The organism is Niallia oryzisoli, assembly GCF_036670025.1.
GTDB lineage: Bacteria > Bacillota > Bacilli > Bacillales > Cytobacillaceae > Bacillus_BD > Bacillus_BD oryzisoli.
Genome location: NZ_CP137640.1, coordinates 4,351,645 through 4,365,696 on the forward strand (window position 1 = coordinate 4,351,645; position 14,052 = coordinate 4,365,696).

17 protein-coding genes are annotated in these 14,052 nt (G+C 38.6%); 3 read left to right on the top strand and 14 right to left on the bottom strand.

What is annotated here, in order from left to right; all coding sequences use genetic code 11:
- Window positions 1–912: a hypothetical protein gene (locus R4Z09_RS21790; protein ID WP_338448827.1), complete on the bottom strand. Its 912-nt coding sequence runs from the start codon at window positions 910–912 to the stop codon at window positions 1–3.
- Window positions 913–1,001: 89 nt separating this feature from the next.
- Window positions 1,002–1,523 (bottom strand): TetR/AcrR family transcriptional regulator, encoded by a 522-nt coding sequence (locus tag R4Z09_RS21795; protein WP_338448828.1) that lies wholly within the window; start codon window positions 1,521–1,523, stop codon window positions 1,002–1,004.
- Window positions 1,524–2,246: 723 nt separating this feature from the next.
- Between R4Z09_RS21795 and R4Z09_RS21800 the strand changes: the two genes are divergently transcribed.
- Window positions 2,247–2,552, top strand: a complete 306-nt coding sequence (locus tag R4Z09_RS21800; RefSeq protein WP_338448829.1) for a BC1872 family protein — start codon at window positions 2,247–2,249, stop codon at window positions 2,550–2,552.
- 79 nt (window positions 2,553–2,631) lie between these two features.
- On the opposite strand, the gene R4Z09_RS21805 is transcribed toward R4Z09_RS21800, so the two are convergent.
- The 5 genes from R4Z09_RS21805 to R4Z09_RS21825 all read right to left on the bottom strand — a co-directional run bounded on the left by R4Z09_RS21805 (window position 2,632) and on the right by R4Z09_RS21825 (window position 5,761).
- Window positions 2,632–2,772: a hypothetical protein gene (locus R4Z09_RS21805; protein ID WP_338448830.1), complete on the bottom strand. Its 141-nt coding sequence runs from the start codon at window positions 2,770–2,772 to the stop codon at window positions 2,632–2,634.
- 109 nt (window positions 2,773–2,881) lie between these two features.
- Window positions 2,882–3,220 carry a hypothetical protein gene (locus tag R4Z09_RS21810; RefSeq protein WP_338448831.1) on the bottom strand — a complete coding sequence of 113 codons (339 nt, stop codon included), beginning with the start codon at window positions 3,218–3,220 and terminating at the stop codon, window positions 2,882–2,884.
- Window positions 3,221–3,414: 194 nt separating this feature from the next.
- Window positions 3,415–3,987, bottom strand: a complete 573-nt coding sequence (locus R4Z09_RS21815; protein ID WP_338448832.1) for a cupin domain-containing protein — start codon at window positions 3,985–3,987, stop codon at window positions 3,415–3,417.
- A 119-nt stretch (window positions 3,988–4,106) separates the two neighbouring features.
- The gene (locus R4Z09_RS21820; protein ID WP_338448833.1) at window positions 4,107–5,201 is read right to left on the bottom strand and encodes a copper resistance D family protein; all 1,095 of its coding nucleotides are present in this window, start codon (window positions 5,199–5,201) and stop codon (window positions 4,107–4,109) included.
- Window positions 5,202–5,203: 2 nt separating this feature from the next.
- Window positions 5,204–5,761 (bottom strand): copper resistance CopC family protein, encoded by a 558-nt coding sequence (locus tag R4Z09_RS21825; RefSeq protein WP_338448834.1) that lies wholly within the window; start codon window positions 5,759–5,761, stop codon window positions 5,204–5,206.
- Between the two features lie 225 nt (window positions 5,762–5,986).
- Here R4Z09_RS21825 and R4Z09_RS21830 point away from each other — a divergent pair, with 225 nt between their 5' ends.
- Together R4Z09_RS21830 and R4Z09_RS21835 are read left to right on the top strand one after the other, a co-directional pair.
- Window positions 5,987–6,847, top strand: coding sequence for a pentapeptide repeat-containing protein (locus tag R4Z09_RS21830; protein WP_338448835.1), 861 nt, complete (start codon window positions 5,987–5,989; stop codon window positions 6,845–6,847).
- 22 nt (window positions 6,848–6,869) lie between these two features.
- Window positions 6,870–7,355, top strand: coding sequence for a GNAT family N-acetyltransferase (locus R4Z09_RS21835; RefSeq protein WP_338453328.1), 486 nt, complete (start codon window positions 6,870–6,872; stop codon window positions 7,353–7,355).
- Between the two features lie 75 nt (window positions 7,356–7,430).
- Here R4Z09_RS21835 and R4Z09_RS21840 read toward each other — a convergent pair whose 3' ends face one another.
- From R4Z09_RS21840 to R4Z09_RS21870, 7 genes are all read right to left on the bottom strand, one after another.
- Window positions 7,431–7,853 carry a pyridoxamine 5'-phosphate oxidase family protein gene (locus tag R4Z09_RS21840; protein WP_338448836.1) on the bottom strand — a complete coding sequence of 141 codons (423 nt, stop codon included), beginning with the start codon at window positions 7,851–7,853 and terminating at the stop codon, window positions 7,431–7,433.
- A gap of 16 nt (window positions 7,854–7,869) precedes the next feature.
- Window positions 7,870–8,277 carry a YugN-like family protein gene (locus tag R4Z09_RS21845; RefSeq protein ID WP_338448837.1) on the bottom strand — a complete coding sequence of 136 codons (408 nt, stop codon included), beginning with the start codon at window positions 8,275–8,277 and terminating at the stop codon, window positions 7,870–7,872.
- Between the two features lie 126 nt (window positions 8,278–8,403).
- Complete coding sequence (locus R4Z09_RS21850) at window positions 8,404–9,633, bottom strand: multidrug effflux MFS transporter (protein ID WP_338448838.1); 1,230 nt, start codon at window positions 9,631–9,633, stop codon at window positions 8,404–8,406.
- A gap of 133 nt (window positions 9,634–9,766) precedes the next feature.
- A complete protein-coding gene (locus tag R4Z09_RS21855) occupies window positions 9,767–11,005 on the bottom strand; it encodes an endonuclease/exonuclease/phosphatase family protein (protein WP_338448839.1) in 1,239 nt (412 codons plus the stop codon).
- A gap of 186 nt (window positions 11,006–11,191) precedes the next feature.
- Complete coding sequence (locus R4Z09_RS21860; protein WP_338448840.1) at window positions 11,192–11,839, bottom strand: glycosyltransferase; 648 nt, start codon at window positions 11,837–11,839, stop codon at window positions 11,192–11,194.
- A gap of 117 nt (window positions 11,840–11,956) precedes the next feature.
- A complete protein-coding gene (locus R4Z09_RS21865) occupies window positions 11,957–12,595 on the bottom strand; it encodes a pyridoxamine 5'-phosphate oxidase family protein (protein WP_338448841.1) in 639 nt (212 codons plus the stop codon).
- 13 nt (window positions 12,596–12,608) lie between these two features.
- Window positions 12,609–14,024 (bottom strand): M14 family zinc carboxypeptidase, encoded by a 1,416-nt coding sequence (locus tag R4Z09_RS21870; RefSeq protein ID WP_338448842.1) that lies wholly within the window; start codon window positions 14,022–14,024, stop codon window positions 12,609–12,611.
- Between the last annotated feature and the right edge of the window lie 28 nt (window positions 14,025–14,052).

Consider the following 14,052-nt stretch of genomic DNA (forward strand, 5'->3'; position numbering starts at 1 on the left):
CTACAATTGTGATAAAGAGGCACGGGATTCCTGTTTGACCGCCGCTTTCTTTATCTTTAGAAAAATCCAGGCTGCTGTTAGGGCCGTTCCAAACCAAATTAGTAAGGAGAGACTCGTTAGAATGGGGAGTGTCGAAAGTTCAAATACCGTCCTTCCTAATGCTGTTTGGAAACCAATCATTATGATCGATATCATCCAGGCGATACTGCCTATATGAACAAGCCGTTTTTGTATGATTTCTTGAACTTGCACTTTTTCCAATAACCAAGCTGGAATAATTAATGTTTGCATAGCATGAAATCCGATTCCATGGAGAACAATGAAATTCCCAGATACTCCTATTAAGCGGTCTTGCAGCAAAATCATCCATATGCCAGCGGCATTCGCTGCCAGTACTGAGAGAAACGCATAACGAGTACCGATTATTAGCAGATGACGTTCAAAGGGCTTTTTTATCCGAAAAAATTGTACCATCAAAAGCAGTCCTAATATGACGATGGTTAGTGAAACAACAGCAAACACCATCCCAGCCATTAGATCAACTAAAGTAGCTTCTTGAGAAAATCGTGGATTCAGCCCTCTGAAGTTTTGAATGGTCTCGATTCCATAGCTGTAGAGACTGGCCGCAACAAAGGTCCAGCGAATCAGTTTCCTTTTATGCTTTTTTAGCCTGGCTAAAGGCAAAATTGCAGCAATTGAAAGGATAAAACTGCCGATTGCAGCATTAAAAGAAAAGACATCGTTTAAATTGCCTTCAGGTAAAATGACTGGACCTTGAATAAAGATAACAATCTTGGTAAAAACAGCAAGAATAAACCCCACGATCCCTGTAATAACGAGCGCTTTTTCTCCTTCAAATAGCTTTATCGATGGTTCAACCTGCAATTGATCTACGTTCTCCCTATTAGACACAAGAAATCCCCTCTTTTTATTTATTTATCAATCAATAAATAATTGTGCTAAAAAAAGAAAGTTGTGTAACTCCCTTTTTTTGACCGCTTTTAACAATCCAAATTATCTTCTCCATAAATTAATTCTGGAATCTCTAACACTTCTGCCACTGTAATGAGCAAACCTGTGCCTATAAAACGAGCTGCAGCTGCTTTAGCATTCGGAATCCCAGACTTCTCCATTTTTAGCGTTAAGGATTCATACATTTTGCGATACAAGTTGCGAACATGGTCTCTAATCCCGGCCTCTGAAATGGCGTGTGACTGCATAACCATCAATATCTCGGCACGATGTGTCTTAATAATTTGGTCGAATCCGCGCCCCATCGCTTCAATTAACTGGTCGGCCGGTGCTTCTACCGTCACAAAAGTATCATAAATCCGGCTGAATGCACGATCAATCACAACCTTGAATAGCTCTTCCTTATTTTCAAAAAAATGAAACACATATGGTTGTGTCACTCCTGCTGCTTTTGCTACCATCGCGGTCGTGGCCTTATAATACCCCCTTTCAGCGAATACACTTACTGCATTTTCGATAATAAGTTCCCTTTTGTCTTTTCTGGCTGCCACTAGTATCATCCTTTATTCTGCGATTTATTTATTGATTAATAAATAAATCATATTCTGTCTGGCTATTTTTGTCAATGTGTTTCTGACCAAACAAATGAAAAAACGAAAATTTTCGATGTATCTTATAGCAATAAAAAAGGCTGTCAAGGTGGCAGCTTTTTTTTATTGTCAATCTACGTTGTGAAAAATTTGGCAGTGTATTTCTTAATGCACCAAAGATCTGTTGAACATGGGCAAGTTGTTCTTCTTCTGTTGCATTAGCCAAATCTCCAACTGAGCCAGTTCGAATACAAAGTGGTCCAATGTTTAATTGAATAAGGCCCAAAAGTACGACAGTTGTAGTACATGGGATATTAAAACATAGAAGATCACTATCCTAACATTCAGTTCCTTCAGGACATGTAGGACATTCAGGCTCCTGTTGCATAACACTTTGTTGTTGTACAGCAATTTCTTTTCTCTTTGATAATTGCCTCCCTTCTCTTGAGAATATATTGCTATACTATATTTGTCCGTGTAAGCTTGAATGGACAAGTTCATTATTTAGCTAAAACATTTAAAAAGTCTCTTTAAATTCTGTACTATTTTCAAATGCCTGTCTTATAATTTCATTATTAAGAATAAGATATATCTGTAAATTTAAAATAATGAAATCATTTTTATGGGCGTATTTCTATGAAAATGGTAGAATAATAAAATCAAGTTAAAAGGGAGCAACAACGAATGAATAAAATTGACATTATTGCACGAAGAATTATGGGGTGGAAATTAAATCGATGGGACAGATGGTATGATTTTGAAAAAGAGGCATTTATTCATGACCATGAATTTCAACCAGAACAAAATCTGGATCATGCCATGCTAATTGTAGAAAAATTAAAGCAGTTTGGATTTTCGTATAAAGTAACTGGCACTTTCGAAGTTTGCTTTAATGACATTTGCGCATCCGGTGAAACGCTGCAGCAGGCTATCACAAATGCTGCTTATTCCATTGCTGAAGTTCATTCCATTGATGACGCCTGGCTTTAAATAATGTAAATAAACATAAAACTCACAGCGACCTTCCAAAAAGGTCCTGTGAGTTTTATGTTTATAAAAATGTTAGAAACTATTCTTTTTTCTTATCCGCATACGCAATTAAGACTACATCTTCACCTGTCTCTTTACTAAGTTCTTCTTGCAGAGAATTTACCTGCTTCAATTCACTGTTGGACAGATTAGCAAAATCGTATTGATCATTATTTTTCATCTACATCACCTTCATTATCAAGAATACACCCTATGCAAGAGGGTCCTATGCACAGTATTTGTTAAGAGACAATTTTTATCCATTTGCTTGTTATGATTACTTAAAAGAATTAACTCATTTTTTCCTTGATCTGCTCTCGAATACTTTCCAGTTCTTCTAAAGGCAAGTCACTAAGGGATCTCTTAATCTCATCCTCGATCTGTTTTCTGTTTCTTTCCCGATATTGATCCCACCATTCTCGTAGACCTTCCGTGTTTTCCAGGAGATATTCAATATCAATTTCCTCTACTTCGTCATCTGACAGATAATGAAGAACCGCTCCCAGCATACGATTCAGTTTCCCTATCTCATCCTCTGTATTTTCACTTATAGCGGTCTCTTCATGTTCTTCTTGTTCTATCGTTTCTTGTTCATTCTGTTCCGTAACAGCTACAGCTTTTCTTGGCATTTCCTTCCTCCCTCAACTACGATTCTTTAAGGATATGTATGGTAGTATTCCCAAAGTATCCATCAAAATCGGACTGAAGGACAAAATTCTGAATGGATACATGAAAATGTCCTTCATTTAAGCCCGTAAGACGTCTAGATTGATGTATGATACAAGACGACGTTTTGACTAAAATATAACAATATCTGGTTTTATTAATGTTCTTCCGCTGCCGCTGCATCTGCTTTAGTATTGTGTACAGTACCAAATGGATGATTAGGCGGTGCATATATCGAATATAGTTTTAACGGAACAGTACCTGTATTGGTAACATTATGCCATGTTCCGGCAGGTACAACGATAGCAAAATCATCATAGACATTTCGTTTAAAGTTTAATCGATCTTTACGCTTTCCCATCTGGACAATCCCTTGGCCTTGCTCAATCCGTAGGAATTGATCAACTTCAGGGTGTATTTCCAAACCGATATCTTCACCAGGATTGAGACTCATTAATGTAACTTGAAAGTGTGTTCCTGTCCATAAAGCAGTACGAAAAGTATTGTTTTGCTTTGCTGCCTGGTTAATATTAACAACATATGGATTTGGACCATGGTCTTCTAGCTGCATACTTCCATTGTAGGTACGCAAAGAATCAAAGCTGTATTCAGGATCTATCCTATATGGAAAAGACCAATACTCTGGCTGTCTTGGATAGCTATAAATAGGTGTGTTCGCATAATAAGGATATCGATACTGATATGGATACTGGTTAGGAATATAGTACATTTTTCTTCATCCCCTTAACGTTTATCGATTTATCCTATGGTTTTGCTTTAAGGAAGGTACATAGATAATAAAAAAAAGGAAATGACGAGCATCCATATACTCGCCATTTCCTATCGGGCTTAATTAATACTAAAAATGATTGAAAAATATAGACAAACAAACAATAAAGCACTCATCAGAAACGAAACAAACGCAGGTGTTTTTTTTACAAAAGACATAAGCAGTAATACGATAAAAAGAACAGCTAATATTATTAATGAAATACTGACAGAGTTAAGTTCAAGCTGTACAGTCATACTTGGCTGAAAATCACCCTGGTACAGCATCATAAATAGTTTTGAAGCCCCTTCAATGGTAACAACCGTTTCATGCGGCGGAGCTTGTTGGCCCATTGCCGCTGTTGCAGCAAAAATAAGTAAAATAACAACACTTTCTAATTTTGCCCACGGCTTCGGATTATAGTGCTCATCATGGAGTAATTTCTTTTTCACAAAAAAACCATTTACCATTGCATAAATGAACAACGGAATAATCAATAAATGTTTCATTAACAGCGACTGGCCATAAGGCAGCATCCAGGAATTAAAATAGTCGTTAAACTCAACAACAAAAGTCATTAGTACTAGCCCGGTAATAATCGTGCTCAGAAAGCAAAGGATTGCTACAGGTGTATACCATTTCAAAAATCGGGACCAATTGGCATGATTAATAGAAAACCAGCTGACCATAAAGAGTATTCCCACCCAAATACTAACAGCAGTAAAGTGTAACGAATGGCTCATAAATCCAACGACAGGGTCATATGTGCTTGCATGACTGGACCAGCCAAGAGCAAGAATTAAGAACAACGCGAAAAGCAATCCAATTAAAGCATACGAGGGTCTTTTCCGGTAATCGACCCATATAACATATAAAAAAAGCAAGGTTGCAAGCAGATACGTGACTAACCAGGCTTTTCCCACTTCAAATGTTAACAATACAGACTGAAGCAGGGAAAAAGATAAGCCTATGTTTTGTTTCAGATATAAGATTAGCTCCCATACCGGGAAAAAGGAGAACAAACCAATTCCACCTATAGCCGTAAGCAAAACCCATTTAGGAACATGTATCTCCGGCTTTTTATTGCCTGGTACTAGCGAAAGGATAAACGTACCGACTAGTATGGCAAAACATAGATATAATAAAGACTGTGTCAGAGTGCCAATAAGGATCATGGCTATTTCTTCCTTTTCATCATAAAGGCAAAGCTTATAACAATAATAATTGCTAAAATACCAATCAGCACTGGTACTAGATAAGAGGAATTATTGTCTTGCTCCGTTCCTTGTTTATTCTCTTCAACGGGTGCAGGAGATTGTGCTTGCTCAGTTGTTTCTTTCTTCTCTATTGTTTCATCCTTTTCTTCCACAGGTGTATCTTTTGCTGGTACGTCAACAGTAAACGAAACAACTCCATCAATCGGGTGACCATCTGCTCCTATAATGCTCCAATTTACTTTGTAGTCCTCATTTTCTAACGGTTTTGATAGATTACCCTCGATTTGATTTTCTGCTAAAGCAATATTTTCAACAGCTATCGATGCGCCTTCTGAATTTACAAGTTCAAAAGTACTGCCCTGTTCAATTTTTGATTCAAACGTTAACGTTATGTTTTGTACCTCTTCTTTTAATACAGCTCCATCTTGAGGGAAGGAACTTTCTAACCCTGTATGTGCCATAGCATTGTGGACAAATAACAGGAAGAAGATTAATGTCAAAAACGATGTCTTTTTCACTATAAATAACCTCCGATAGTATTAATGAATCTATTGTAGCAGAGGCTATTATTTTACTCAAAGAATACTGTTAATAATGAAAATATATCGTTATATTTCACAAAATGTCTATAAAATATAGATTGGCCGGTATTTGATAACAATAAAAGACCGTGATATTATGAAAAAATGAAAATAACGAATGATGATCCTATTTCTAGATAGAGTAAAAAGGAAGTGCACGAATTGTCAAACATCCCCTATTCCTTATGTGATAAAGACCGCGATACGCTTCGAGCCGATTGTGAAAACTGTTTTGGTCTATGCTGTGTAGCGCTGCCATTTGCCGCTTCGGCAGACTTTGCAGTTGATAAAGACGGTGGAACACCCTGCACCAATTTACAGACTGATTTTCGCTGCTGCATTCATAAAGATCTCCGCGAGAAAGGTTTTCGTGGCTGTGCTGTTTATGAATGCTTTGGGGCAGGACAAAAGGTTTCTCAAGCTACCTTTGACGGAAGGGATTGGAAAGATAACCCTGAAACGGCGAAGAAAATGTTTGCGGTATTTCCAATCATGCAGCAGCTCCATGAAATGCTTTGGTATTTGACTGAAGCTTTATCAAGAAAAGCAACGGTATCGATTCATGATGATCTCAATCAAGCATTAGATAAGACGGAGCAGCTGACTCTTCTTAGCCCAGTAGCCCTATTAGATCTAGATATTCCAGCGCACCGTGCGGATATAAATAAGTTACTTATTCGCACGAGTGAACTTGTGCGTGCTGAAGCGATTCAGCAGCAAAAAAATCCTCCAAAACGTCGGAGAACAATTGGAAGAGGCGCTGACTTAATGGGCGCTAACCTTAGAAAAGCAGATCTTAGCGGTGCCAATCTTAGAGGTGCACTCATGATTGCCGCTGACCTAAGAGAAGCGGATTTAAAATATTCAGATCTGATCGGGGCGGATTTCCGCGATGCAAATCTCAGTGGTGCCGATCTGACCGGAAGTATTTTTCTAACACAAGATCAGCTTAATGCTGCAAAGGGGAATTCTCGTACGAAGCTGCCGCCCGAACTTAAACATCCAGCGCACTGGCATCGTTGATTTTTTTGGAGGAACATAAGTGATGTTAACAATACGAAATGTAATAATAGAAGATTTACCAGAGCTTATCAGCATTGAAAATCAATGCTTTACAAAAGAAGAGGCTGCAACTGAAGAGGCATTTATAAAACGAATTCAACTGATCCCGGATAGTTTTTTTGTAGCTGTAAATGATGGCAAAATTATCGGACTAGTAAATGGTCCTGTTATTGAAAAAGCCTTTATCACGGATGACTTATTTACAGATATTAAGGCAAACCCTGTAAGCGGTGGTCATCAAAGTATATTAGGACTAGCGGTTAATCCCTACGTTCAAAAACAAGGAGTAGCTTCAGCCTTACTCACACATCTAGAAAAAGACGCAAAAACAAAAAAACGTAAAAGCATCACACTTACCTGCAGAGCAGATCTCATTCCTTTTTATGAAAAACACGGCTACCAAAACCGTGGTATTTCAAACTCAGAACACGGTGGTATCCTTTGGTATAACATGATAAAGAAATTATAAAGCCGGGGCATACTTTGCTTTTCTTCACAAGGGGACGGTTCATTGCTTCTAAGCAATAGAACCGCCTTTTAGATATTATACTTGGAATTCTTGCGGCGGCCCGCCTTCCGTGTTTAAAATTCGAATGGTTTCAGGCTGTATTTCTAGAAACACATAGTTGGGATCTTCAGGACCGTCGAACCACTTCTGAAAGGAGTCATCCCAGAATTGCTGCTTCAGCTCCTGCGATTGATTAATACGACTTTTGCCGGACACCTCAATATAACTATCACTTATGCCCTTAGCCTCATAGCCTAGCAAAACAGAGGCAGAGGGATTTTTTTGTATTTCATCCACTTTCTCTGTATCCATTTGGGTTGGTGTGTACAGCGTTAAATCCTTATTAAAAAATGTCATGTAACGTGTATGCGGCTTGTTATTCTCGACATTCGCTAATACACCTGTGCGATGTTTAGAAATAATCTCCATAGCTTTCTTTTTCAAATTTTCCTGACTCAAAACTGGCACTCCCTTTCTATTTATCCAGCAGCGATGTTTCTATTTTTTGAATCATCGTCATTCCTAAGTTAATTGGCGGATCCGAAAATTCTGCATCTTTATCAGCCGGCTCGCTAAATTGATTAAAGGCTGCGGAACCATTTCCACTATTCGCATGATCATCCAGACCGATTTGATATTTATGGGATAATAAAAATGGTCTGCCAACTTTTACCCTGCAGCCTCTTGCATCTAATTGCCCGTCTATTGCTTCAAAAGGGAGCCTTAAAAACTGGTAGCCATCCTCTTCCCTTACCTTACAGTCAAAATATCCATGTTCATAATCCCAGTTTCCCCCAACGGAAAAACCGTATGGCTTCAAAGTAAGCTCAAGCTCATACATGTCAAATACCTTGCCCTCTAATCGAGTAGGTAACTCAATCATCGTCATACCCCTTCCATCAACTTTTTCTTAGCTTTTCCTTAAATCAACTTGTTAATCAAACAAAAAAGGAGTATGTTACTTTACTTCGTAACATACTCCACATTTCTATTTAAACTTTCAATTTTTTCACTTCTGGCTTTGCCAACTTGCTTCTCTCCTAGCAAGGAAAAAATAGGATATAACTGCGATTATTTCACAACAAACAATAATAATCCCCATCGGCCAAGCTGACTGACCATTTCCAATTCCTACGAGCGGTGCCATAATAGAACCTAAAATAAAAGGCATTAACCCTAATAAAGCAGATGCACTCCCAGCTGTTTTTCCCTGGCTTTGCATAGCTAGTGCAAAACATGTTGTTGATACAATACCAACACTTGATACAACTAAAAATAATGCTGGTAATATGCCAGGTAACCCCGCGTCTAAAGCAAGCATTGAGTTGAGAAGGATACCTCCTGAAAGTGCGATTCCCAAGCCAATCATCAGCATTTTGCTTTCTTTTACCCTGCCTGCAAGCCTGCCCGTTATCTGACTTGCAATAATAATCCCGACTCCATTGATGGCAAAGATGAAGCTAAACGTTTGCGCTGACGCTCCAAAAATATTTTGAATCACAAAAGGAGATCCGGAAATATAAGCAAACATCGAAGCATTGACAAAGCCTTGTGTCAACACATATCCCATGAAAACCCGGTCATGCAGCAGACCACTGAAGGTTCTTAGTGTTTCCTTTATCCCGCCTGTACTGCGGTTTTCATCCGTCAATGTTTCTTGAACACAAAAAAACGCCATCGTAATCATCAAAAGGCTAAGGATTCCCAATACAATAAAAACGCCCCGCCATGACGTAAACTGCAGCAACTGACCGCCTATAACCGGCGCTAGTATCGGAGCTGCTCCATTAATCAGCATTAATAGTGAAAAGAACTTCGTCAATTCCACTCCTGAATACAGATCCCGGACAATTGCCCGTGAAATCACCATTCCACCTGCTCCTGACAGTCCTTGTATGAATCTCAAACAAATCAGGATCCAGACGGAAGGTGCACTTGCACAAAGGATAGATGAGAGACAATAGATAACCAAGGAAATAATCAATGGAAGACGTCTTCCTTTTTGATCGCTGAGAGGCCCTAATAGCAGTTGTCCAAGAGCCATTCCGAGTAAACAGGCCGTTATACTTAATTGTGCAACAGATGTACTGCTTTGCAGATCCTCACTTAGTGCAGGCAATGACGGCAGGTACATATCAAGCGATAATGGTCCAATGGCAGCAAAAGACCCAAGGACCAATGCCATCTGCAGCCGCTTTGATCGATTCATATTAACAGTAACAGCATTACGTACACTCATAGGCAAAATACCATCCTCTTGTTAGTCTGTAGTTAACAGAATATAATGAATTAAATAAGGACGCAAGATATATGATTAGATGACTATGAGATTTATAGATTTAATACAATTCACATGGAACTTGCCGAAAAGTTCAGTTTGGTAATATGCTAATAGTTTTTTCATTGAGAACTCGATAACCATTATCTGCTAGAAAAAGAATTTTATAGATTCCTGGAGACAATGAAGCTGTATCCGTAAACGATACAACTCCTTCACTTTTATGTAAACTAGGTATCACTGTATTACTGCTTGCATACTTCCATTGAATCGATCCTTCCTCCGAACGTTTTTGCACATGATAAAGGCCAATCCAATCCGTTTCCTTACTAGATCCATTAAATGATACGGTAATGGGATCTCCACTAGAATAAGTTCTCTTATCAGGTGAAATATTCCATGGCTTATCTACCGGTATGATTTCAAACATAGATACGACTGCCCGATGGTCGGACGGCCATTTAGCCATTGAAAGGTCGGAATATGGGCCGGATTCCCCAACCACTTGACTGTCTAATGTTTTTACAGGACCAGCATGATAGATAAAATCAATGCGATCATGTTTTTCATTAGGCTCAATTGGCGGTTCTCTGCCAGGAAGACCTGAAGTCCATGTATAAGCTGGTTTTGCCACTGGATCTGGATAGATGTCACGATAACTATCAAGGAAGCCCAACTGCTCTAATTTTTTCGATATGGGCCATTCAACAACGAAACCATAATGGTTCGTACGTGCCTCTTCAGTCCAATCTAAATGGGATGGTGTATTAAAGTCGCCAGTTAAAAAAACAGGTATCTCTTTTTCAGCGATTTTAGGAAGTGACTCCAATCTACTTGCTATGCCGTTCATTCGCTCTTGTGTTTTTTCATGACGTATGACCAGGTCAACGGTATAGTTTTGATCCCGAAGTTGATAAGGCATATATGGTGCTGCAGGCAAATGAACATTGCTTACCGCCACTACCTTTCCAGGCTCAACTTCTACATAAACAAAATCTTTGTCTCCATGATCAATAATTGGATAGCGACTTAGAATGCTCATTCTTTCATTGTGATAAAAGCCAAGAAGCTCGGCAAGACCCGGTAAGCTTTGCGCTGGTTCTTGGATGCCTATAATATCTGCATTTGCAAATTTAATTGAAGCTGCAATTTCAAGTGGTGTTGAGCGGGACCCGCCGGCAAAAATATTATAAGTCATAACTATTAATTCCATTTGACTCTTATTTGTTTTTTTCTCAGCTGCCAGCGAAATAGGTGCGGTTGCAATTAAAGTAAACATTAAAAGCAGCAGTGCTAGCATGCAGGAACGAATAGACAGTTTCTCATCCTTCAAACACGTTTACCTCCTGTCATTGAGATAACTTCATTTTACTTACCCACTATTAACCACTCGTAGGAAAATACTAAATATTTTGTAAACCGCAGAATGTTACTTATCTTAAGAGGCAAATTTGCCTTTATATTTGATAAATAAGAAAGAAGGGCAAAGTGGCGATACCTATTAAGATATCGCCTCAATTTATTTGAATTTTTCAGGGAACTGCTTGACGATTCCATCTACCAGCACTCTTGACATATGAACTAAATGCTCTTCATTTAGATCAGCTAGACGGATGTCACCTTTCCAATCTTTATTCAATCTTGCGGTAACTTCATCTGTAGTAAATCTTAAATGGGTATAGAACATATCTGTCAATTCTTCTTTTGACCAATTGGGGTTGGCATTCGTTAAGAATTCAACGATCGTGTCTGCATTCCGAAACCATTCCTTATTATATTTCTCGACGTTATTTTGATCTTTTATTTTAGCTGCATCAATGATTTTTCCGGTAATCAATATGTGCTCGTTCAATAATTTCGTAAGCTTATTTCCAGCATCTGCTCCATAATAAGGCTTAATAATATTCCCAAGATCCGTTTGATTTTGTAAAAGTCTATCTAGAACATCCTTTTCATCCTCTAGTCCAGCATGATTGCTGATTATAAAACTCCTTGTCCACCAGGCATCCTCAATCCAGAGCTCCTGCATATCATATTTCAATCTAAAAATAGCCTCGTTCTCACATTCCTTTGAACTTTCGGTTCCTTGTGCATTTACCATTATAGAAGTATGTAACGAAGTGAATAAAGTAACGAGTATGATTGAAATCATCCACTTTTTCAACATGTAATTCTCCTTTACCTGTTTTTTAACAGGTATAGTATTCGTTCATTCGTTTTTCTTATGCTTCAATAAAAAAACTTTGTCGTTCATATATATAATGAAGGACAAAGTTTTTTAGATTTAATATAGCTCAGTCTTATAATCTTCATTCAGACTGTTTTCAATTTTTTCTGCAGTTGCACCTGGAATTTTCACATGTTCAGCTAAAATTTTCGCTGCATTAGGCAATGATTCCCTATCACTCCAAGATTCAGGTTTCCAGAGTCCTGACCGGATAATCGCTTTGGCGCAATGAATAAAACACTCTTCCACTTCTACACAAATGCCAAGCAGAGGCTTTTTGCCGTTGACAGCCATCCTTTCCAGTAGCTGAGAATCTTTCACCAATGCTGCTTTTCCATTCACCCTCAATGTTTCACCTAATCCCGGTATTAAAAAAAATAGACCAGCTTTTGGGTTTACCAGAATATTACGCAGTGTATCACTTCTTTTATTTCCAGGACGTTCCGGGATCACGATATGCTTTTCGTTAAGCACTAAAGCAAATCCAGGCATATCCCCCCGGGGAGAAGCGTCACAATATCCCGCCTCATCTGAGGTAGATATAACTAAAAAAGGTGAACGAGAAATAAAATCCTTGCAATGCTCGTCAATATAAGTAATCACTTTTCTTCTGACAAGCTCGCTAGGATAACCGATTATCGACCGTAATTCTTCCTCTGATTCAATTTTGTCTTTAAAGGTAATGGTAGAGTCCATATTTCTGCACACCCTATTCAAAAATTTTGGAAGCAAGAGAACCGTCCCTCTGCTTCTTACTTATGTGACTGGCTACGATTAGGCCGCTTTCGATTTGAATTCGCACTAGTTTTTGTATTGGTATGACAGAGTAGTTGAGTTCGTTTTCTAGCTGTTCGCAGTAGTCTTTTAGTTGCTTTGATCCTTTTTCGAGTGTATGTTGAAGCTTAGCTATGACTGCTGTATTATTCGCTTCTTCTAGTTGAAGCCTCTCTATTTCATATTCAATGGTCCGAACGGATAAGCCCAGATATAGTCCGTTATAGAACTTAGCCGTCTGCAGATTATCAAAGATTTCCGATATTTTAGCAGGTTGTTCAAATTCCGGCTGGCTGTTTGCCCATTGAATTTTGGCTTCACTGCCTTCTAAGACAAACTGGATCACTTCATCAACCAGTTTCACAAATGGATTACTTAATGAAATATAAGGTCGAACTTCCGTCAGCATTTTTTTTAATGCGCTAAAATGGGCTTTGTTCATTTCTACATTCTGAAGTATCGCTTCTCTTCTTGTTATTTCACCTTCACTCATGTCTTGTATTCTAGGATCATAGAAATAAGGAAGCTCAGCGAGCAGGGTAACACAATCTCCTTGTGACATCGCATAATCTGAACTGGATGTTCCATTTTTAATATCAGGGGCAGCGCCTGTATATTTTTCGGTAAAATCATACGCATCCTTAATGCTCATACTCTTAAAAACTGCCGGTGACAGCTTCGTAATAAATGGCTCCTCAGGCTCTCCTAAGCTTAATGGAATCTCTTGTTTCAATGCCGAGTTCCTTAGGCGATCATACAATTGGGGCAGATCATGGGATAGGTACCAATAAGCTCCTCCAAACCCTGCATTATGTAAAGAATACATAAATTCTGGTTTTGTCTCATCAATAATCTTCATTAACGCCTCCGTTTCAGGAAGCGGGTTATGAAAATGCAATTCCTTGTAATCAATCGGAAACGTCCATTCTACCTGTTCGTAACCGATTGGTCGGTAGTAGTTTTTCGTATAGTTATATAGGTTGAATGGTCCCTTGAACCATTGTTCATTAAGACGAACTCCGTCAGGATCAATGCATTTGATAATGTACCAAGTGAAGCCCAACTCTTCACGTAACTGGTCATTCTCAGCTAAAGCCCGTGAAAAGTACTCCATTGTCATGGCACCGATTGGTTCATTCGGATGCGGACAGGCAAAGCATAGCGCATTCTTGGGTCCGTCTCCAATTTTCATACATAATATTGAATGTCCCTTTCTTGATGTTCCAGCTTCAAAAACAGTTACGATACTAGGAAACTCACGAGCGAGTTCTCTTGTACTTCTATCCATTTCATCTACAGTCAAAAAGACCTGATAATCTGGAACATTGTTCACTACCTCTTGCATATTCATAAATTGAGTGTCCTTTCAGCCTGAAATT

What these genes read in the sequence shown, in the direction of transcription:
- R4Z09_RS21800 (WP_338448829.1), top strand. Translation starts at nt 2,247, where the DNA reads ATGAATAAAATTGACATTATTGCACGAAGAATTATGGGGTGGAAATTA.
- R4Z09_RS21805 (WP_338448830.1), bottom strand. Translation starts at nt 2,772, where the DNA reads ATGAAAAATAATGATCAATACGATTTTGCTAATCTGTCCAACAGTGAA.
- R4Z09_RS21810 (WP_338448831.1), bottom strand. Translation starts at nt 3,220, where the DNA reads ATGCCAAGAAAAGCTGTAGCTGTTACGGAACAGAATGAACAAGAAACG.
- R4Z09_RS21815 (WP_338448832.1), bottom strand. Translation starts at nt 3,987, where the DNA reads ATGTACTATATTCCTAACCAGTATCCATATCAGTATCGATATCCTTAT.
- R4Z09_RS21820 (WP_338448833.1), bottom strand. Translation starts at nt 5,201, where the DNA reads ATGATCCTTATTGGCACTCTGACACAGTCTTTATTATATCTATGTTTT.
- R4Z09_RS21835 (WP_338453328.1), top strand. Translation starts at nt 6,870, where the DNA reads ATGTTAACAATACGAAATGTAATAATAGAAGATTTACCAGAGCTTATC.
- R4Z09_RS21845 (WP_338448837.1), bottom strand. Translation starts at nt 8,277, where the DNA reads ATGATTGAGTTACCTACTCGATTAGAGGGCAAGGTATTTGACATGTAT.
- R4Z09_RS21850 (WP_338448838.1), bottom strand. Translation starts at nt 9,633, where the DNA reads ATGAGTGTACGTAATGCTGTTACTGTTAATATGAATCGATCAAAGCGG.
- R4Z09_RS21860 (WP_338448840.1), bottom strand. Translation starts at nt 11,839, where the DNA reads ATGTTGAAAAAGTGGATGATTTCAATCATACTCGTTACTTTATTCACT.
- R4Z09_RS21865 (WP_338448841.1), bottom strand. Translation starts at nt 12,595, where the DNA reads ATGGACTCTACCATTACCTTTAAAGACAAAATTGAATCAGAGGAAGAA.
- R4Z09_RS21870 (WP_338448842.1), bottom strand. Translation starts at nt 14,024, where the DNA reads ATGAATATGCAAGAGGTAGTGAACAATGTTCCAGATTATCAGGTCTTT.